Annotated in this window: 16 protein-coding genes and 2 pseudogenes; 9 read left to right on the top strand and 9 right to left on the bottom strand. The window is 63.9% G+C overall.

Annotated features, from left to right (window positions below; all coding sequences use genetic code 11):
• Positions 1–83 precede the first annotated feature (83 nt).
• Both mutM and V5B40_RS14770 read left to right on the top strand, forming a co-directional pair.
• A complete protein-coding gene (mutM, locus tag V5B40_RS14775; RefSeq protein WP_332355206.1) occupies positions 84–911 on the top strand; it encodes a bifunctional DNA-formamidopyrimidine glycosylase/DNA-(apurinic or apyrimidinic site) lyase in 828 nt (275 codons plus the stop codon).
• Between the two features lie 100 nt (positions 912–1,011).
• On the top strand, positions 1,012–2,967 hold the full coding sequence (locus tag V5B40_RS14770) for a dynamin family protein (protein WP_332355205.1): 1,956 nt from the start codon (positions 1,012–1,014) through the stop codon (positions 2,965–2,967).
• A 125-nt stretch (positions 2,968–3,092) separates the two neighbouring features.
• On the opposite strand, the pseudogene miaA reads toward V5B40_RS14770, so the two are convergent.
• Positions 3,093–4,000: pseudogene (gene miaA, locus V5B40_RS14765) on the bottom strand (tRNA (adenosine(37)-N6)-dimethylallyltransferase MiaA).
• 49 nt (positions 4,001–4,049) lie between these two features.
• Positions 4,050–5,938, bottom strand: a pseudogene (mutL, locus tag V5B40_RS14760) (DNA mismatch repair endonuclease MutL).
• A 247-nt stretch (positions 5,939–6,185) separates the two neighbouring features.
• Here mutL and coaBC point away from each other — a divergent pair.
• On the top strand, positions 6,186–7,379 hold the full coding sequence (coaBC, locus tag V5B40_RS14755) for a bifunctional phosphopantothenoylcysteine decarboxylase/phosphopantothenate--cysteine ligase CoaBC (protein ID WP_332355204.1): 1,194 nt from the start codon (positions 6,186–6,188) through the stop codon (positions 7,377–7,379).
• On the top strand, positions 7,379–7,843 hold the full coding sequence (dut, locus tag V5B40_RS14750; protein WP_332355203.1) for a dUTP diphosphatase: 465 nt from the start codon (positions 7,379–7,381) through the stop codon (positions 7,841–7,843). The genes coaBC and dut overlap by 1 nt, the downstream gene beginning before the upstream one ends.
• A gap of 16 nt (positions 7,844–7,859) precedes the next feature.
• Here the strand turns inward: dut and V5B40_RS14745 are convergent, their stop codons facing one another.
• Together V5B40_RS14745 and V5B40_RS14740 are read right to left on the bottom strand one after the other, a co-directional pair.
• The gene (locus tag V5B40_RS14745; RefSeq protein WP_332355202.1) at positions 7,860–8,348 is read right to left on the bottom strand and encodes a disulfide bond formation protein B; all 489 of its coding nucleotides are present in this window, start codon (positions 8,346–8,348) and stop codon (positions 7,860–7,862) included.
• Positions 8,349–8,361: 13 nt separating this feature from the next.
• Positions 8,362–9,525, bottom strand: a complete 1,164-nt coding sequence (locus V5B40_RS14740; RefSeq protein ID WP_332355201.1) for a DesA family fatty acid desaturase — start codon at positions 9,523–9,525, stop codon at positions 8,362–8,364.
• Between the two features lie 180 nt (positions 9,526–9,705).
• Here V5B40_RS14740 and V5B40_RS14735 point away from each other — a divergent pair, with 180 nt between their 5' ends.
• From V5B40_RS14735 to V5B40_RS14720, 4 genes are all read left to right on the top strand, one after another.
• Positions 9,706–10,425, top strand: a complete 720-nt coding sequence (locus V5B40_RS14735; RefSeq protein ID WP_332355200.1) for a winged helix-turn-helix domain-containing protein — start codon at positions 9,706–9,708, stop codon at positions 10,423–10,425.
• Positions 10,412–11,818 carry an ATP-binding protein gene (locus V5B40_RS14730; protein ID WP_332355199.1) on the top strand — a complete coding sequence of 469 codons (1,407 nt, stop codon included), beginning with the start codon at positions 10,412–10,414 and terminating at the stop codon, positions 11,816–11,818. Before V5B40_RS14735 ends, V5B40_RS14730 begins: the two co-directional genes overlap by 14 nt.
• Before the next feature lie 77 nt (positions 11,819–11,895).
• On the top strand, positions 11,896–12,054 hold the full coding sequence (locus V5B40_RS14725; RefSeq protein WP_332355198.1) for a hypothetical protein: 159 nt from the start codon (positions 11,896–11,898) through the stop codon (positions 12,052–12,054).
• A 5-nt stretch (positions 12,055–12,059) separates the two neighbouring features.
• Complete coding sequence (locus tag V5B40_RS14720) at positions 12,060–12,245, top strand: hypothetical protein (protein WP_332355197.1); 186 nt, start codon at positions 12,060–12,062, stop codon at positions 12,243–12,245.
• 180 nt (positions 12,246–12,425) lie between these two features.
• On the opposite strand, the gene V5B40_RS14715 is transcribed toward V5B40_RS14720, so the two are convergent.
• From V5B40_RS14715 to V5B40_RS14695, 5 genes are all read right to left on the bottom strand, one after another.
• The gene (locus V5B40_RS14715; protein WP_332355196.1) at positions 12,426–13,742 is read right to left on the bottom strand and encodes an RsmB/NOP family class I SAM-dependent RNA methyltransferase; all 1,317 of its coding nucleotides are present in this window, start codon (positions 13,740–13,742) and stop codon (positions 12,426–12,428) included.
• A complete protein-coding gene (locus V5B40_RS14710; protein ID WP_332355195.1) occupies positions 13,739–14,785 on the bottom strand; it encodes a DUF3108 domain-containing protein in 1,047 nt (348 codons plus the stop codon). The genes V5B40_RS14715 and V5B40_RS14710 overlap by 4 nt, the downstream gene beginning before the upstream one ends.
• 18 nt (positions 14,786–14,803) lie before the next feature.
• On the bottom strand, positions 14,804–15,457 hold the full coding sequence (purN, locus tag V5B40_RS14705; RefSeq protein WP_332355194.1) for a phosphoribosylglycinamide formyltransferase: 654 nt from the start codon (positions 15,455–15,457) through the stop codon (positions 14,804–14,806).
• A gap of 133 nt (positions 15,458–15,590) precedes the next feature.
• Positions 15,591–16,247: a DedA family protein gene (locus tag V5B40_RS14700; protein ID WP_332355193.1), complete on the bottom strand. Its 657-nt coding sequence runs from the start codon at positions 16,245–16,247 to the stop codon at positions 15,591–15,593.
• A 152-nt stretch (positions 16,248–16,399) separates the two neighbouring features.
• On the bottom strand, positions 16,400–17,272 hold the full coding sequence (locus V5B40_RS14695; RefSeq protein ID WP_332355230.1) for a lysophospholipid acyltransferase family protein: 873 nt from the start codon (positions 17,270–17,272) through the stop codon (positions 16,400–16,402).
• A 689-nt stretch (positions 17,273–17,961) separates the two neighbouring features.
• Between V5B40_RS14695 and V5B40_RS14690 the strand changes: the two genes are divergently transcribed.
• Positions 17,962–18,735: a DUF3348 family protein gene (locus tag V5B40_RS14690; RefSeq protein WP_332355192.1), complete on the top strand. Its 774-nt coding sequence runs from the start codon at positions 17,962–17,964 to the stop codon at positions 18,733–18,735.
• Positions 18,736–18,749 lie beyond the last annotated feature (14 nt).

The raw sequence follows: 18,749 nt of genomic DNA, 5'->3' as shown, positions 1-18,749 counted from the left end.
CTGCAAACCGTTGCAGGAGCGGACGGGGGAGATTGCGTCATAATTCCTGCTGCGCATGTTATGGACTTTTCGAGGTAGCAGCAATGCCGGAACTACCAGAGGTTGAAGTGAGTCGCCAGGGATTGCTTCCCTATTTGCCTGGGCGATACCTGGTCGGGGCCATCGTGCGCACGCCGAAGCTGCGTCACGAGATTCCGCTCGGACTCGATGCGCGGCTGGCCGGCCTGCGTATTGATGCCATTCTACGGCGCGGCAAGTATCTGCTGCTCGACTGCGCAAGCAGTCGCGGCGGCGGCTGGCTGCTGATTCACCTCGGCATGTCGGGCAGTTTGCGCCTGGTGCCGCCGGGAACGCCAGCGCAGAAGCACGACCACGTGGACCTGGTATTCAAGCATACCGTTCTGCGCCTGCGCGACCCGCGCCGCTTCGGTGCGCTGCTCTGGCACGAAGGCGCCGACGTCGAAGCGCACCCGGCGCTCGCCGTCCTGGGCCGGGAGCCGCTGGCGGATGGCTTTTGCGGCGAGTGGCTCTACGCAGTCACTCGCGGGCGGCGGGTGCCGGTGAAGCCGCTGCTGATGGACAGTCATCTGATCGTTGGTATCGGCAATATCTATGCTGCCGAAAGCCTTTTTCGCGCCGGCATTTCACCGCTGCGGCGTGCCGGCCGGATCAGCCTGCAGCGCTACCGAGTCCTGGCGGAGGCGATTCGTGCGACGCTTGCGGCATCGATCGCTGCCGGCGGCAGCACGGTTCGCGACTACGTGCATAGCGATGGCGGCGCCGGTTCCTTCCAGCTTTCGTGCGCGGTTTATGATCGCCAGGCCGAGCCCTGCGTGGTCTGTGCGACGCCGATACGCGCGCTCCGGCAGGCTGGCCGTTCAAGCTTCTACTGCCCGGCCTGCCAGCGTTGACCGCCGCCGCTTCCTGCCTCGCGCGGCTGCTATGCCATGTCACTGATTGCTCGGCCTTTTGTGATAGAGTCAAAACCTTTCACCCGCGCTGGAACTGGCCATGACGCTCGCCCAAAATCTTGCCGCCTATAGCGAATGGCGTTCCGAGCTATCGAGTCGGCTCGCCAGCTTTTCCGGCTGGCTCGTCGAAAACGAACTTTCCGACGCCCAGACGGATCGACGAATCTCGCTATTGCTCGATAAACTGCGTGAAGATCGCCTGCATGTGGCCTTCGTCGCCGAATTCTCGCGTGGCAAGTCGGAACTGATCAACGCCATCTTTTTTGCCGATTACGGCAATCGCATTCTGCCTTCGACCGCCGGTCGCACGACGATGTGCCCGACCGAGTTGATGTTCGACGCCAGCAAGCCGGCGTCGATCGAGCTGTTGCCGATCGACAGCCGCGAGTCCAATACCAGTATCAGCGAGTACAAGCGCTTTCCCGACGAGTGGACCATCGTCCCGCTCGACACCACTTCGGCGGGGGCGATGCAGGCGGCGCTTCGGCATGTCAGCGAAGTCATCCGCGTCGACCGCAAGGTCGCCGAAGGCCTCGGCTTCTCGATCGTGGATGGCGATACGGCCATCTTTCGCGTCGACCAGCATGGCAACGTCGAGATCCCCCGCTGGCGGCACGCGATCATCAATTTTCCGCACCCCCTGTTGCAGCAGGGGCTGGTGATTCTCGACACGCCGGGCCTGAACGCGATCGGTACCGAGCCGGAGCTGACCTTGTCGCTACTCCCCAACGCGCACGCCGTGCTCTTCATCCTGGCGGCTGACACCGGTGTCACGCAGTCCGATCTGACGGTCTGGCGCGAGCACATCGGCAGGCCGGGTGGCCGCAAGAAAGGGCGCATCGTTGTTCTCAACAAGATCGACAGCCTGTGGGACGAACTCAAGTCGCCGCAAGAGATCGACGCCGAAGTTCGCCGACAGATCGACACCTGTGCGTGGACGCTGGATCTGCCGGAAAACCAGATTTTCCCCGTCTCTGCCCAGAAGGCGCTGCTGGCCAAGATCAACGACGATCAGCCCTTGCTCGAACGCAGCCGCCTGGCCGACCTCGAGCGAGCGCTGACCGAAGAGCTGATTCCGGCCAAGCAGGAAATCGTTCGCGACAATACCGACAGCGAGTTCGCCGATTGCTACCTGCGCACGCGCAGTCTGCTCGACTCGCGCCTCATCGGCTTGCGCGAACAGCTCGTCGAACTCACCGAACTGCGCGGCAAGAACAAGGGTGTTGTCGAGTACATGATGGGCAAGGTGCGTCATGAGAAGGAGGAGTTCGAGAGTGGCTTGCAGCGTTACTACGCGGTGCGCAGCGTTTTTTCACAGCTGACCAACAAGCTCTTTGCGCACCTCGGTGTGGACCCGCTGCGCCTGCTGACCAATAACACGCGTGAAACGATGGTTGCGGCAACCTTCTCGAAGACGCTATCTACGGCGATGGCGCATTTCTTTGAGGTGGCGCGTGACAACCTCAGCCGCTCGCGCGGCGAGGTTGCCGAAATCACGACCATGATGGAGGTCATCTACAAGAAGTTTGCCGTCGAGCACGGCCTGAAGCTGGGTACGCCAATCGCATTTTCGCTGCGCCGCTACGAAAAAGAGATCGATCGCCTCGACCAGTGGTGCGACACCCACATCAACACCATGTTCCAGTTGCTGACCCACGAAAAGTCGCAGCTCACGCAGCGCTTCTTCGAGGAGGTTGCGGTGCAGGTGCGCAAGACCTTCGAGCACGCCAATCGTGAGGCCGAGTCATGGTTGAAGGCGATCATGGCGCCGATGGAGATTCAGATTCGTGAGCATCAGATCCAGCTCAAGCGCCGGCTGGAGAGCATCAAGCGCATTCACCAGGCGACCGACACGCTGGAAGAACGTATCGAAGAACTGGTTCACGTCGAGAATGGCCTGGTGTCGCAAATGCAGACGCTCACGGAAATCGGCAATGGGGTTCGCGATGTCCTGCAGCAGACGGTGAGCATCGAGGAGGTGCGCAGCGCGGCGTGAGGCGTAGGCGTCGCCGACGCCAGACCGAACAACCGCTTTCGTTAGGCGACGAGGGCTGCGCTGCGGTTGGCATGGCGACGAAACGCGTCGAATTCACATTGCAGCCAACCCTGCCGCAAGCCCACTCAGCGCAGAATGCCGCCGAGCAGCCTGGCGACGCGCTCGTCGGCGTCGGCCGCGAGGCAGTCGACGATCTTGCGGGCGCAGGGTGTTCCTGAGCCAGGTGATCTGGCGCTTGGCCAGCTGGCGGGTGGCAAAGATGCCGCGGTCGCGCAGCTCGTGGTGTGGAAGCAGGCCCTCCTGGACTTCCCATACCTGCCGATAGCCGACACAGCGCATTGACGGCAGCGCCGCGTGAAGTGGGTAGCGCTCGCGCAACATGGCCACTTCCGCTTCGAGGCCGGCGGCTAGCATCGCGGCAAAGCGTTCGGCGATGCGCTGGTGCAGGACGGCACGGTCGGACGGCAGCAGACCGATGGCGGTGAACTCGGTAGGCTGCTGTCTGCTTCTCGCCAGCGGCGAGGAGCGCCGACAGCGGGCGGCCACTCAGGCGGAATACTTCGAGCGCCCGCTGGATGCGCTGCGCGTCGGTCGAGTGCAGACGCGCGGCCGTTGCCGGGTCGATCTCTGCCAGTTCGGCGTGCAGCGCCGGCCAGCCGCGTCGCGCGGCTTCGCGGTCGATCGCTGCGCGCGTCGCCGGATCAGCCTGCGGCAGCTCGGCCAGGCCTTCGAGCAGCGCCTTGAAGTAGAGCATGGTGCCGCCGACGAGCAGCGGCACGCGGCCACGCGCGCTGATCTCGGCCATCGCCGCCAGCGCGTCGGCGCGAAAGCGTGCCGCCGAGTAGGCTTCGGTCGGTGCAATCACGTCGATCAGCTGGTGCGGAAATTCGGCCAGGGTCGCGGCGTCGGGCTTGGCGGTACCGATATTCATGTCGCGAAAGACCTGCGCCGAATCGACGCTGATCAGCTCGACGGGGAAACGGCGGGCCAGGGCCATGGCCAGCGCCGTCTTGCCGCTGGCGGTCGGGCCCATCAGCAGGATTGCCGGCGGCAGCTGTACGGAGCTGTCTGTGCGTCACGCTTCAGCGGCCGCGCAGGAAGTGGCGGTCGAGCTCGGCCATGCTCAGCTGCGTCCAGGTCGGACGGCCGTGATTGCACTGGTCGCCGCGTTCGGTTTCCTCCATTTGCCGGAGCAGGGCATTCATTTCGGCGATCGACAGCAGGCGGCGGGCGCGCACGGCGCCGTGGCAGGCCATGCTGGCGAGGAACTCGTTGCGGCGGGCGGTGAGTAGTTGGCTGACGTCATGCTCGCGCAGCTCGTCGAGCAGCGAGCGCGCCAGGCTTGCCGGGTCGGCGCCTGCAGCAGCGCCGGAACGCGTCTGACGGCGAGCTGACGAGGGCCCATCGGCGCCAGATCGAAGCCGAGCTGCTGCAGCGCGTCGGCGTGCTCCTCGGCGGCGGCGACGTCCACCGCTGCGGCGCTGAAAACCGCTGGAATCAGCAGCGCCTGGGTGGCCACTTGCTGATCAGCAAGCGCCAGCTTCAGCTTTTCGTAGAGGATGCGTTCATGGGCGGCATGCATGTCCACCACCACCAGGCCCTGGCTGTTTTGCGCCAGGATATAGATGCCGTGCAGTTGCGCGAGTGCATAGCCGAGTGGCGGGCCGCCGGTCTCCGGGGGAGGGGCGTCGGCTAAGGTGCCGGGCTGGCCGCCATCCGGCGACTGCGCCGTGCCGACGAAGGCGAGGTAGGCGCTGGCGCTGTTGGCCGTGCCAGGCATGCGCGGCTCGCCGACGCGTAGCGAACCCTGGTAGGGTACGCCGGTCGCCGTACGACGAGCCGTCGCTTGCTGGCGCGGTCGCTCGGCCGTTGGCCCTTGGGGCCCGCGCGGCTGACTCCTCGGGCCAGGGCGCTTGCTGCGCTTCAGCGCTGGTCGTGGCGGCCAGCGGACTGGCCAGCAGACGCTGCACGGCGTGAAAGACGAACTGGTGCACGGCGCGTGCATCGCGGAAGCGGACTTCGGTTTTCTGGGGATGCACATTGACGTCGACAGTCGCCGGGTCGATTTCCAGGAAAACGCAGTAGGCCGGGTAACGGCTGCCGTGCAACTGATCCTGGTAGGCCTCGCGCAGGGCATGCACCAACAGCTTGTCGCGCACGAAGCGGCCGTTGACGTAGCAATACTGGGCGTCATTGCGTGCTCGCGAGTAGGCTGGCAGCGCGCAGAAGCCGGTGACGCGCAGCGGTCCGGCGAGCACGTCGAGTGGCCGGGATTCGGCCAGAAAGTCATCGCCGAGGATCGCCCCGACACGGCCGCGGGCGTCGCTTTTCTTCAGGTGCAGGCTGACGCGGCCGTTGTGCGCCAGCGTGAAAGCGACCTCCGGGTGCGCCAGTGCGATGCGCTTGACGCCTCGGCGCAATGCGCGAATTCGGTGGCGTCGGATTTGAGGAATTTTCGGCGAGCCGGCGTGTTGTAGTAGAGGTCGCGCATTTCGACCACCGTGCCGGCGAGCAGCGCGGCGGGCTCGGCTGCCGCCCCCGGCTCGGCGCTGAGTCGCCAGGCGTGCGCTGCTGCGCTGCCGTCGCCGTGCTTGCCACGCTCGCCGTGATCATCGATAGCGGTGCGCCTACGGCTGGTCAGCGTGACCCGCGCGACACCGGCGACCGAAGCCAGCGCTTCGCCACGAAAGCCGAGCGTGCCGACGCGTTCGAGATCCTCGAGCGAGCCGATCTTCGACGTCGCGTGGCGGGTGAGGGCAAGCGCCAGTTCGTCGCGCGCGATGCCGGCGCCGTCGTCGCTGACGCGGATCAGCTTGACGCCGCCTTCTTCGAGCTGGATCTGGATCGTCGAGCTGCCCGCGTCGAGTGCGTTTTCAAGCAACTCCTTGAGCGCTGAAGCGGGTCGGTCGACAACTTCGCCGGCGGCGATCTGGCTGATCAGCAGATCGGGCAGCCGCTGGATGGCGGTCATTGCCGGTGTGGCGGGTGTGGCAGGTGTGGCGAGCATGGGCCGATTATCCCACGCCCGCCGGGACGGAAGTGAACCGCTCGCCCGCTCGCTCCGGCTACGCAGCGGCGGGTTGATCGACTGATTGGCACGCAGCGCAGTGATAACAGCCGGGGGCGGCTATCGCTGCCGGGTGGCGGCTCACCTCGGGGCGATCTTCTCCAGTAGAATGTGCCGCCAAGCAATCCCAATCAGGTCAAGAGCACAGCGCATGGAACTCGCAGGAAAACGCATCGTCCTCGGCGTCACTGGCGGCATCGCCGCCTACAAGGCGGCAGAATTGCTCCGCCTGCTGATAAAGGAGGGCGCCAGCGTGCAGGTAGTGATGAGTGAGGCGGCGACGCATTTCGTCACCCCGGTCACTTTTCAGGCGCTGTCCGGCCAGCCGGTCTTTACTGACCAATGGGATGCGCGGGTGGCCAACAACATGGCGCACATCGATCTCTCGCGGGCAGCCGACCTGCTCCTGGTTGCTCCCGCATCAGCCGATTTTCTCGCCAAGCTGGCCAACGGCCTGGCCGACGATCTGCTCACCACTCTGGTGCTGGCGCGCGACTGCCCCTTGCTGGTGGCGCCGGCGATGAACCGGCAGATGTGGGAAAACCCGGCCACCGTGCGCAACGTCGCCACTCTGCGCGGCGACGGCGTGCTCATCGTTGGTCCGGGCAGTGGCGACCAGGCCTGTGGTGAAAGCGGTCCGGGGCGAATGCTGGAAGCGGAAGAAATCCGCGACGCGCTGGTCGCGCACTTTCAACCGAAGCTGCTGGCCGGCAAGCGGGTGCTGCTCACCGCCGGGCCCACTTTCGAGGCTATCGACCCGGTGCGTGGCATCACCAACCTGTCGAGCGGCAAGATGGGCTACGCCATCAGCCGCGCAGCGCACGAGGCAGGAGCGCAGGTGACGCTGGTTTCCGGGCCCGTCGCTCTAGCTTGTCCGGCGGGAGTCGGGCGCGTTTCCGTGACCAGCGCCTTGCAGATGCACGCGGCGGTGCTCGAGCTGGTCGCCGAGAACGACGTCTTCATCGCCGTGGCGGCCGTCGCCGACTACCGGCCGGCACAGGTCGTCGGGCAGAAAATCAAGAAGCGCCTGCAGGCCTCGCCGCCGACCATCGAGCTGGTCGCCAATCCGGACATCCTCGGCGAAGTCGCCGCGCTGCCCGCGGCGCCACTGTGCGTGGGCTTTGCAGCCGAAAGCGAGAATCTGCTCGAGTACGCGGAAAGCAAGCGGCGCGGCAAGAGAATCCCGTTGATTGTCGGCAACCTCATCCAGGACGGTTTCGCTGGTGATCAGAACACGTTGATTCTGTTCGACGATGACGGCCCGCATCCGCTCGCTCCAGCACCAAAGATTGACCTCGCGCGGCAGCTCGTGGCACGCATCGCGCTGCTGTTGGAGAAGGCGTGATGAACAGCGCAGGCGAGCTGTCGGTGGACGTCAAACTGCTCGACCCGCGGCTGGGCGATACGCCGCCGCAATACGCCAGCGGCGGCGCGGCCGGACTGGATCTGCGCGCCTGTATCGCTGCCCCGATAGAAATACAGCCGGGCGAAACGGTGCTGATTCCGACCGGAATGGCGATTCATCTTGCCGATCCCGGTCTGGCGGCGATGATCCTGCCGCGTTCGGGGCTTGGTCACAGGCACGGGATCGTCCTTGGCAATCTGGTTGGCCTGATCGATTCCGACTATCAAGGCGAGCTGATGGTGTCGACCTGGAACCGCGGCAGCGAAGCTTTCACCCTGCAACCGCTCGAGCGCCTGGCGCAACTGGTGGTGGTACCCGTCTTGCGGGTAGCGTTCAACGTCGTCGAGGATTTTGCCGCCAGCGCGCGCGGCGAAGCTGGCTTCGGCAGTAGCGGCCGCTCCTGAGCGAGCGGCGCGGCCCTCAGGGCCGTTGGCCTTTGCTCACCAGTTGCGTGGCAGCGATCATGAAAGCAAGGAAGCAGACGATCGACCAGTTGGCCATCGACAGGCCGAGAAAAACCCAGTCCTTGCTCGAGCAGAAGCCGGTGGCCAGGAAGAGGTCGGGCCAGCGCACGCCGAACCAGTTGACGATCTGCTCGATCACGGTCGGCTCGCCAAATCCGCAGGCCATGCTGCTTTCTGGATTCTGCTGCAGCCAGGTCTGATAGGCGGCGGTGCCCAGTCCGCCGGTAGCGGTCAAGCCGATCAGCACTCCCCAGGCGCGCCACCAGCCGGGAAGCAGCACGCCGCAGAGGGCAAGGCAGGCGATCAGCAGATAGAGCAGACGCTGAAAAATGCACAAGGGGCAGGGCTGTAGATTCATCAGCTCGCCGATCAGCAGCCCGGCGCCGGTCAGCCCGACAGCAAACAGGGCTAATAGGCCGAAACAGGCCTGCAGCGAGAGACGCATCGGGCTTGTTGGGTCAGGCCGGAACGTAGCTGCGCAGACGCATTGACAGTTCCTGCAACTGGCGGACCCCCGAGTTTTCGGCGCGTTCGCACCAGTCCTGCAGCGCCTTGAGCAGATACTCGCGCGAAGCGTTCGAGCGCTCCCAGACCGCCACCAACTCCTGGCGCATGGCGTAGAGCGTGTGTAGCGCACGGCTCTCGCCGCGCAGCAATTCGAGCCGCGCGCGCAATTCCTGCGGGACGTCGCCGACATGTTCGGCCAGCCAGGGCTTGAGGCCCTTGAAACGACGGCGGTCCTGGCGCTTGCCTATTTCCTCGCGGTAGGCCTGTTTCAGTGACTGGGTGTAGCGTGAGAGGACGTCGTAACGGTTGGTGATTACCGCCTGCAAGGTGTCGAGGTCGACCACCGGCCGCAGCGTTCCCAGCCGAGGTCGCGGTGCCACTTTCTTGACCTGGGCCAGGCCAAGCGCCGCGAGAATGCTGATATAGAGCCAGCCGATGTCGAATTCGTACCAGCGATACGATAGCTTGGCCGAGGTCGGGAAAGCGTGATGATTGTTGTGCAGCTCCTCACCGCCGATCAGGATGCCCAGGGGCGAGAGGTTGGTGCTGGCGTCTTCGGTGCTGAAATTCCGATAACCCCAGAAATGGCCGAGGCCGTTGATCACGCCGGCCGCCCAGAAGGGAATCCAGGCCACTTGCACGGCCCACATCAGCGGCCCGGCAAAGACGCCGAAGACGGCGGTGTCGATGGCCAGCAAGAGCACCACGCCGAGCTTGTGCCACGGTGAGTAGAGGTGATTCTCCAGCCAGTCGTTGGGTGTTCCATGACCGTAACGCTGCAGGGTCTCGGTATTTCTGGCCTCCTTGACGTACAGAAACACGCCCGTCCACAGAACCCGATGGATGCCGTACACCTGGGGACTGTGCGGATCCTCGGCGGTTTCGCATTTGCCATGGTGCTTGCGATGGATAGCCGCCCACTCCTTGGTCACCATGCCCGTGGTCAGCCACAGCCAGCAACGGAAGAAATGCGCCGCCAGCGGATGCAGGTCGAGCGCGCGATGCGCCTGATGGCGGTGCAGAAAAATGGTTACCGAGGCAATGGTGACGTGGGTCAAAGCCAGCGTTGCCAGCACGTAGGCCCACCAAGGCCAGTCGACGATTCCAGCGTACATTGAACACCCTTAAAAGAACGAACCTGCGATTGTAAGGCAATAAGTGTGCTGAGCAAAACGGGCGCACGCATGCCCGAGGGCGTCCTGTTCCGGCCATGGATGACCGGTTTCTGCCGGCTGTTTGGGCGCTGATCGCCGGCATGCATTTGTTCGCCACCGACAACCCGCTATCATTACGCGATGAAGACACGAATCCTGTTGGTCGAGGACGATGAGCGCCTCGCCGAACTCACTGCCGAGTACCTGCGCAAGAATGATCTCGAAGTGCTTGTCGAGGGACATGGCAACACTGCCGAGGCACGTATCCTCGCCGAGCACCCGGATCTGGTGATTCTCGACGTCATGCTGCCGGGCAAGGATGGCTTCGAGATCTGCCGTGCCGTGCGGGCACGCTACCAGGGGGTGATCCTGATGCTGACCGCACGTGATGAGGATTTCGACCAGATCCTTGGCCTGGAACTGGGAGCAGACGACTACATCGCCAAGCCGGTGCAGCCGCGTCTGTTGCTGGCCAGGATCAAGGCGCTGTTGCGCCGTTCGCCGGTCGGCGCGGGCGGCGCCGATGCGCGTGCCGAAGCGAGCAGACCCGCCGAACTCACTTTCGGCAGTTTTCATATCAGCCAGGCAACGCGTACCGCCTGCCTGGGGCCGGACTGCATCGATCTGACCACTGCCGAGTTCGACCTGCTGTGGCTGCTTGCTCGCCACGCCGGCAGCGTTCTGTCTCGCGACGATTTGTTGCAGGAACTGCGTGGCATCGGTTTTGACGGCCTTGACCGTTCCATCGACGCGCGTATTTCGCGCTTGCGCCGCAAACTCGGTGACGACCCCGAGAACCCGACACGGATCAAGACCGTCCGCGGCAAAGGCTACCTGTTCAGCAAGCATGATTGGCAATAGCAGCAAACTGCTGTCGATCCTCGCGCCGTACTCGCCGGCGCCCTGGCGCGAGCGCTACAGCCTGGCGCGGCTGTTCTTCAACTTCTACCTGCTGGTCATGGGTTCGTTCGTGGCCATTGCCATCTTCGCCGACTTCGTCATTTCGACAGCGGTGAAGGGCATTACCGACGATTACACCAGCCGCTTCATGCACGGCACCATCGTTCTGATCGAAGACGAACTGTTCCGCAAACCGCGTTCAAAATGGCCGCAGGCGATCGCTGCTCTTGACCAGAAGTTTGCCTACCGGCTCGATATCGTCGAGCGCTGGACGCTGCATCTGCCGCCGAAACAGGCCGAGAAGCTAGACAACGGAGAGTTGGCGATCGATGCTCAGGGCGACATCCTCTATCATCGACTCAAGCAGAGCTCGCAGGTCCTCGTCGTCGGCCCGATCTCGCCGGACCGCAATCCCCAGTACCACCGCGGCATGCCGCTCGACCTGCGCATCAGTCTGCTGACCTGGAGCCTGATTGGCGTCTGTCTGGCGATTGTCGTCTGGCTCTGGGTGCACCCCGTTTGGCGCGACCTGGAAGCCATGCGCCAGACCGCCCGCGCTCTCGGCGAGGGGCTTTTCGAGGCGCGTGCGCCAACGATGCGCAGCAGCGCTTTCGGACCGCTCGCCGAGACCCTCAACGGCATGGCCGAACGCATCCAGCGGCTGATTGCCACGCAGAAAGACTTGTCGAGTGCCATTTCGCACGAGTTGCGCACGCCCATCGCGCGCATCCGCTTTGCCCTCGAGATGCTGGCAGGCTCCGAAGTGCCGGCCGATCGCGAGCGCCTGTGGCGCTTGATGGAAGCGGACCTCGATGAACTCGACGGCCTGATCGACGCCAGTCTGACCTATGCGCGTTTCGGCCGTGAACAACCCGATCTGCAGCTCACCGCCGTTGACCTGGCGACCTGGCTTGACGAACAGGTGGAGACCAGCCGCTTGCTGGAAGGCGAGCTCGACCTGCAGGTCGATACCGCGTCTTTGCCGTCGATGCTCTACGTCGAACTCGATCGCCGGACGATGCCGCACGCCATTTCAAATCTGCTGCGCAACGCCATGAAGTATGCGCAAGGGAAAATCCGGGTCAGCGCGCAGGTGCTCGGCGAGCAAATCCTGGTGCATGTCGACGACGACGGCATTGGCATCCCGGCGGACGAGCGCGAAAGGGTTTTCTCGCCCTTCACCCGCCTCGACCGATCGCGTGATCGGTCGACCGGCGGTTACGGTCTCGGGCTGGCGATCGTGCAGTTGGTCATGGAGCAACATCACGGCCAGGCCAGCGCTGCGGAGTCGCCGCTTGGCGGCGCCCGCTTCACCCTCGCCTGGCCGCTGTCACAAAACGTCACTGAAAGCTGACGCAATGACTGCAGACGAGTCGGCTGCGCATCACTATCATCGGCGGCTGTTCCTGAATGACGGAAAAGGAAGACCAAATGATCGAAATAAAGCTCAGCTACGAGCAGTTCTTTGCTGCCACGCGCCAACATTTCTTCGCTTGCGAAGCCGTTTGCGCGTGCCACGTGGGCATTGAACAGGACGCTAATGCGGTCGCTTGCAGCGAGACGCTGCAGCACGCGCCGGCCGGTAATTGAAGGTTTTGGCTGTCCCTCCCGTCTCTGTCCCGATTTCCGAAGGCATCGGTATCTTCGTCGGGATCGTCGCCTGGGATGTGCTCAGCGTTGGCGAAATGGAACTGCTCAAAGCCTTGCTGATCTCCGCCGGAGGTACTGCGGTCTGGTACGGCGCACGTTACTGGCAGTGCAGGCGTCGCAAACGTCGTTGAACGCTTGGTGGTCGACGGCCTCTGATGCTGCACGCGCGGGCCAGGCTGAGTATCAGCGATTCGCTGCAGCGGGCTCACTGAAAAGCAAGGCATCCTCCCTGACGCCCATCCTCTGAAGATGGGCTTTGCATCCCGCACTGTTCAAGTTGCGGGATTTTTTTTGCGTGCCCGGCTTACCACTCACTCGCTCACTCGCCGTTCCATTGCCGCGGCATAGAAGGCATCGGTGCCGTGGCGGTGCGGCAGCAGGCGTAGCTGCTCGCCGCAGTCGATGGCAATCGCCTGTTTGCCAAGGATCTCCTGGGCCGAGCAGAGGACAAACTCGGGATGCTGCTCCAGAAATGTGCGCACGATGGCCTCGTTCTCCTGTTCGAGGAGGCTGCAAGTCGCGTAGACCAGGCGCCCGCCGGTTTTCACCAGGCTGGCGGCGGCGGCCAGAATGTCCGCCTGCCTGGCGCTCAGTTCGGCGACGCTTGCCGGTGTCTGCCGCCACTTCAGGTAGGGGTTGCGGCGCAGCGTGCCGAGGCCGGAGCAGGGCGCGTCGACCAGCACGCGATCAAGCTTTCCTGCCAGACGCTTGATCTTGATGTCGCGCTCGGATTCGATGCGGACCGGATGGACGTTCGACAGTCCCGAGCGAGCCAGACGGGGCTTCAGACGGGCCAGCCTGTGTTCGGCAACGTCGAAGGCGTAGAGCCTTCCCTGCGAGCGCATCAGGGCGCCGAGCAGCAAAGTCTTGCCACCTGCTCCGGCACAGAAATCGGCGACCATTTCACCCCGTTTGGGTTGCAGCAGGAAGCCAAGCAGCTGACTGCCTTCGTCCTGGATTTCGATACTGCCATCGACGAACAAGGGGTGTTGTGACAGCGCCGGCTTGCCGGCCAGGCGGATGCCGAGCGGTGAATAGCGGCACGCTTCGGCGCTCAGCCCGTCGGTGCGTAGTCGTTCGAGGACCTCATCGCGCCCGCTCTTGAGGGCATTGACGCGCAGATCCAGGGGTGCCGGCTGATTGAGTCCGGCGACCAGTGGCTCGATTTCGTCGGCGGCGAATTGTTCGCTGAGCAGCGCATGCAGCCAGTCGGGCAGATCCAGGCGTATGGCCGCCGGCAACTCGCTGACTTGCACGGCTTTCGCATGCGCCAGCCAGTGACTCTCGGCCTCGTTCAGCACCGCGTCGAGTTCGCGCCGGTTCATGCCTTGCAGGCAGGCCAGCGCGGCGAGCAACAAGCGCCGTGAGGTCAGCTCGCCGGCGCAGCGCGCGGACAGGGAACGTTTGCGGCGCAGCACGGTGAACACCGCGTCAGCGACAAAGCTGCGATCGGCGTGGCCGAGTTCGCGATGCTGGCGGAAATAGTCGGCAACCACGCGATCGGCCGCAAACTCCGAGCGCAGCAGTTCGGAGAGCAGCTTCTGGGCATGATGGAAAATGGCCGGGGTGAAACGGGCTGCTGTTATGCGGGCCGGACTAACTCGTGCTACGGCAGGATGCGCGCTCATGGTTCCTCGCTTAATTCGATGGACGTCGCGATTTCGACGAAAATGGCGCCTTTGTGGTCGGTATGCAGGATCTTCACCGGCAGCAGCGAACGATCGTAGGCCAGCCACAGTTCGGTCGGCGAAACGCCGCCTACCCGCAGGTGCAGCGAGCGAAAGCTTCCGGCCGGGGTCTCGACGTCCTCGTCGCCGACGACCTCGAACCGGTACTGCTCGTATTTCTTGCCGGTGGCCACGGGCATCAGGGTGCCGCTAGCCAGATCGGGAAGCAGTCCCAGCTGGTAAGGAAAGGAGAGCAGATCCTGGGCGCCAGTGCTCAGTGCTTGCGGCGGCCGTTGGCCGACGTGCACCTGCATCTGCTGCCAGTCGAACTCGGCCTGTTCGCCGGTCGCGCGGCCCTCGCGGCGGCTGCTGAATCGTTCGGGAACCAGCCCGGCAGCGGTCACCGTGCCGCGGCTTTCGAGTTCGATCCGAAAGGGCTTGAACAGCGCTACCAGACCATTGGTCTCGGTCACCGCGGTAATCCGGTAGACGCCGTCGACGACTACCCAGTCGTGCGTTGACTGGCCAATCATGAAGCCTTGATCGCCGCGGTCGACGCGGTAGCGAATCGTCCCGCGTGCCGGCAGCCGGGACGCGTCAGGCATGCCCGCGGCTGCTGCCGAAGGCGTCGCCAGTGCGAGCGGGCCGATCGCTGCAGCTGCCGGCGCGGTGCTTGGCGGTGGGTCAATGGCCGGCGCGGTGCTTGGCGGTGAGTCAATGGCCGGCGCCGCGACTGCCAGCGGCGACGCGTGCGCTTGCAGCACCGGCGCCGGTTTTGGCGGCCGCGCTGCGGCGCGCGCCTGGCGGTGCTTTGCCGGTCCTTTGCTGGCGGCGGTCAGGGCGGCTTTCGGCGGCGGCTCGAGCGGCGTTTCTATCGCTGGTGCTGGTTTGAGCTCGGCGCGTAGCGGCGGTGGCTCAGGGAAAGGCGGCAAATCGAACTCCGGAGCGAAGAGCAACAAGGCATGCACGCCGAGCGAGGCCGCGACGGCGATGAGCAGGGCCATCGGCATCGGCTGGCCGATTCACCCCGCGAAAGTCTGCGGCGCGATCAGTGCGCCGTGCTTGCTCTGCGGTGAGTCGAGGACGACGCGACCGGCGTGCACACGCAGACGCCCTTCGGCAAACCAGCGCACCGCCAGTGGATAGACCTGGTGCTCCTGCGCCAGCACGCGTGCGGCGAGGGTGTCTTCGTCGTCGCCGTCGAGCACCGGCACGGCGGCCTGGACAATGATCGGGCCGTGGTCCAGGTCGGGAGTGACGAAATGTACCGTGCAGCCGTGGATGCGGACGCCTTCGCTCAGCGCGCGTCGGTGCGTGTGCAGGCCGGGAAAGGTCGGCAACAGGGAAGGGTGGATATTGATCAGTCGACCGTCGTAGTGGCGGACAAAAGCTTCGCCAAGAATCCGCATGAAGCCGGCCAGGACCACCAGCTCGGGCGCGAAAGCGTCGATGGCCGCGGCCATGGCGGTGTCGAAGTCTTCGCGCCTGGCGAAATGTCGGTGGTCAACGACGCCGGTCGGCACGCCACGCGCGGCCGCCGTTTCGAGCCCCCCCGCGTCGGGGCGGTTGGCGAGGACTGCTGCAATGCGTACCGGCAGTGTTCCGGCGTCGACCGCGGCAAGTAGCGATGCCATATTGCTGCCGCGTCCGGAGATCAGGATGACGATCGCGATCATGGGCAGGCGCTCCGGCTCCCGCTCCCGTTGGCAGGCAGTTGGCAAGTGCGGCGGCGCAGGCGGTTCCCTTGCGCTCCTCGTAGTGCTCGTTGCGCAAGGCGGCGCGCCTGGTCAAGGAAGTGGGGCGGCATTCTTAGGAGGCCTTGGGCTCGGCTTCGGCCTTGCGGTGTTGCAGCCAGCCGATGAGTAATGGCAGCAGCGAAATGGCGATAATCACCAGGATCACCAGCGTCAGATTCTTCTGAATCCACGGCAGATTGCCAAACAGGTAGCCGGCCAGGGTCAGTGAACCGACCCAGCTGACTCCACCGATGAGGTTGAAGAAAGTGAAGCGCGCGTAGCTCATGGCGCCAATGCCGGCGACAAAGGGCGCGAAAGTGCGAAACAGTGGCAGGAAACGCGAGATCACCAGCGTCTTGCCGCCGTGCTTCTCGTAGAAGGCGTGCGTCTTGTCGAGTGCCGCCCGGTTGAAGAATCGTGATTGTTCCCAGTGGAAGACCTTGGGGCCGAGATAGCGGCCAATCTGGTAGTTGAGCATATTTCCGAGGATCGCCGCGGCCATCAGCACGACCATCAAGATGGCAATATCCATGCCGCCAACCGCGGCCAGGGCGCCGGCGACGAAAAGCAGCGAGTCCCCGGGCAGGAAGGGCGTGACGACGAAACCGGTTTCGCTGAAGATGATCACGAAGAGAATGACGTAGATCCACTGCCCGTATTGCTGAACCAGCATCGCCAGATGCTTGTCGAGGTGCAGGACGATATCGATGAAGTAAGTGAGGTATTCCATGGGCGGCAGGGTGGTCGGAGGGAAGGTGCGATTCTACCGGAAGCCAGGCTGCGTCGCTGTGCTGCTTGCCGCACTTGGCTGCTGTCTGGTCGTCAGATGGCGCGCGCAGGCCTGGGCTTGCACGGCGCCGGCTTGCCGTCGCCGCGCACAGGTCAGTAGGGGCGCGGTACACCCGGCGGGCGGGTCTTGAAGCGGCGATGGACCCAGTAGTACTGCTCGGGCATGGTCCGTACGGCGGCTTCGATCCAGGCGTTCATGCGGCGGGTATCGGCCTCGACGTCGGCGCTCGGAAAGTTCGCCCACGGCTCGCCGACCTCGACTGCGTAGCCGGCGCCGCCGGGCAGAATACGCGTCACGCAGGGAACGACGGTGGCGCCGGCCAGGCGTGCCAGCCGCGACAGACCGCTGATGGTCGCCGTCGGGACGCCGAAAAAAGGCACGAAAATCGACTCCTTGCTGCCGAAATCCATATCCGGCAGGTAGTAGAGCGGCCGGCCCGATTTCATCGCCCGGACGCTGGCGCGCACGCTTTCCTGGCGCGAGAGCAGCAGTTGATCGCCAAAGCGCAGGCGGCCGCGGTGCAGGAGGGCGTCGAAAACCGGGTCGGACTGCACGGCGTAGATGCTCGCGCTATCGAAGCGCATGGCGATGGCTGCACCGCCCGCGTCCAGCCCGACGAAGTGCGGCGTCAGCATCAGCACCGGCCGCCCGGCGTCGAGCAGCTGGCGCATGTGCTCTTCGCCGCTTACCCGCAGCAGCGGCGACAAGCGCTGCGCACTTGCCCACCACAGGAGCGAGCGTTCGAGGATGCTGCGGCCGAGGACCTTGAAATGTTCCTTCGCCAGGCGCCGTCGTTGCGCTTCGTCGAGTTCCGGGAAACACAGGCGCAGATTTACCAGCACGATGTGCCGGCGCCTGCCGGCAAGGCCGAAGAGCACCAGGCCAAGCGTCCGGCCGAGGAAGGCCAGGGCCGCGAGTGGCAGGAAGTGCAGCAGCCACAGCAGGGCGACGAGCAAACGACTCAGCATCGGCACGCTACTCGCGAGTTGCTGGCCTGGCGTAGTCGGGCTTGTGGGAAGTGGGTCATCAGCTCAGCGGTGAGGCAGCGGATCGCCGGTCAGATCCGTAAGCGAAGCAAGGGGGGCAGGGCGGCGTATTGTATCTTGTGTATCTTGTGTATCTTGTTCTTTCGTTCGTTTTTCGCTTCGCGCTGCTTGCCTGATGCAAAGCCTGGGCCTCGGCATCACCACGGAACGGGCGGAACGGGTGTGCGTGCGTCCCGTCCGGGAAGGACCTGACGTGCTGCTTGCCGACGGCAGTTCTGCAGTACTATGCCCCACCCGCAAGTCTTGACGAAGACAGGGCGGTGAAGAGGTCCGCTCGACGAAGTCATTGACCATTGACGCGATTCCGGGGTGTTTGCTATCACCCCGACTGGCGAGGATTGTCCTGGGCCCAAGTTCGAGATTGACGCCGTTTGCTGGGGCCTCATATACTCTTGCCGCCGTCGAAATCCCTGTTCTTTCCGACAGGCGTCATGTCCTCTGCCGAGCAGGGAAATGATGCAGAAGTTTCTAGCGCTTGTACTTTTACCTGCATGAACCACAGCCCGGCCAAGCTCTTCTTTCAGGTTTAAAGCAATGAGTTTTCTGGAGTTTTTAAGCGATTTAGGCCGTAGCGATTTAGGCCGTAGCGATCTGGCCGACGCCATTTTATGACTCAAGCCCGGTCGCCAACAGCTTTGCAAGGCCCTAGATTAGTTCGCTTTCTGTCTGATCTCGCTGTTGCCGATGGCGAGGTTTCGCATAAGGACTTTGCTGAACGACTCGGGCGACTAATCGCTCTGCCTGATTCCATTGCCCTGTCAATGGTGCACGCCAGGCTTTCGACGATGACCTCCGAGCCCATGCCAGAGGCAGGTGTGGCGGTGTCCAGTGAGTCGGTAATGGCCGATTTTCTCAGAGTTCGCACGACCCTCGTGGAAACCATCGTCGATAGCTTTACTCCCGGTGCGGGCGCCTCGTGGCTAAGCTTTCCGAGGGTGACAGCGAGTACGCCGGCCGAGGAGATGGCGAGCTCTAAGCGCTACCAGATGTTCTATGTGAATCAGCAACGGGAGATTGCTCTCAGAATCAACAAGCTCAGGGCCGATGTCCGGCTTGCTGTCTCGGGTCGTTCAGCGAGGCTGGCCAGGCTGGTCGTCCTCGATACAGGGCTTGATGAGGCCCTTTCTGCGCCTGCCCAGAACCTGTTTGCGGAAGTTCCACGGCTGCTTGGAAAGCGCTTTGAGGATCTCTACCAGCGCCATCAGGAGACGATTGTCGACCGGGAGTCCGACGATGATCGACAGTTGTGGAGTCAACCGGGAGGCTGGCTTGCGCAATTTGCGGGTGAAATGCAAGGGTCGCTGCTGGCGGAGCTTGAAGCTCGCCTGCAGCCGGTTCTTGGACTCATGGAAGCACTTAAGGAAGAGGGTGAGAGCGCTTGATAAGTAGATTGCTT

The organism is Candidatus Accumulibacter meliphilus, assembly GCF_036625345.1.
In the GTDB taxonomy this organism is placed as follows: Bacteria; Pseudomonadota; Gammaproteobacteria; order Burkholderiales; family Rhodocyclaceae; genus Accumulibacter; species Accumulibacter meliphilus.
The sequence above is the reverse complement of the archived record's forward strand: the minus strand, read 5'-3'. Positions and strand labels throughout refer to the sequence as shown.

Bases quoted from the DNA above. Each gene is read 5' to 3' on its own strand.
- purN (WP_332355194.1), bottom strand. From the start codon at position 15,457: ATGATCGCGATCGTCATCCTGATCTCCGGACGCGGCAGCAATATGGCA.
- V5B40_RS14770 (WP_332355205.1), top strand. From the start codon at position 1,012: ATGACGCTCGCCCAAAATCTTGCCGCCTATAGCGAATGGCGTTCCGAG.
- V5B40_RS14715 (WP_332355196.1), bottom strand. From the start codon at position 13,742: ATGAGCGCGCATCCTGCCGTAGCACGAGTTAGTCCGGCCCGCATAACA.
- V5B40_RS14730 (WP_332355199.1), top strand. From the start codon at position 10,412: ATGATTGGCAATAGCAGCAAACTGCTGTCGATCCTCGCGCCGTACTCG.
- V5B40_RS14690 (WP_332355192.1), top strand. From the start codon at position 17,962: ATGACTCAAGCCCGGTCGCCAACAGCTTTGCAAGGCCCTAGATTAGTT.
- V5B40_RS14700 (WP_332355193.1), bottom strand. From the start codon at position 16,247: ATGGAATACCTCACTTACTTCATCGATATCGTCCTGCACCTCGACAAG.
- V5B40_RS14745 (WP_332355202.1), bottom strand. From the start codon at position 8,348: ATGCGTCTCTCGCTGCAGGCCTGTTTCGGCCTATTAGCCCTGTTTGCT.
- coaBC (WP_332355204.1), top strand. From the start codon at position 6,186: ATGGAACTCGCAGGAAAACGCATCGTCCTCGGCGTCACTGGCGGCATC.
- V5B40_RS14740 (WP_332355201.1), bottom strand. From the start codon at position 9,525: ATGTACGCTGGAATCGTCGACTGGCCTTGGTGGGCCTACGTGCTGGCA.
- V5B40_RS14735 (WP_332355200.1), top strand. From the start codon at position 9,706: ATGAAGACACGAATCCTGTTGGTCGAGGACGATGAGCGCCTCGCCGAA.
- mutM (WP_332355206.1), top strand. From the start codon at position 84: ATGCCGGAACTACCAGAGGTTGAAGTGAGTCGCCAGGGATTGCTTCCC.
- V5B40_RS14710 (WP_332355195.1), bottom strand. From the start codon at position 14,785: ATGGCCCTGCTCATCGCCGTCGCGGCCTCGCTCGGCGTGCATGCCTTG.
- dut (WP_332355203.1), top strand. From the start codon at position 7,379: ATGAACAGCGCAGGCGAGCTGTCGGTGGACGTCAAACTGCTCGACCCG.
- V5B40_RS14725 (WP_332355198.1), top strand. From the start codon at position 11,896: ATGATCGAAATAAAGCTCAGCTACGAGCAGTTCTTTGCTGCCACGCGC.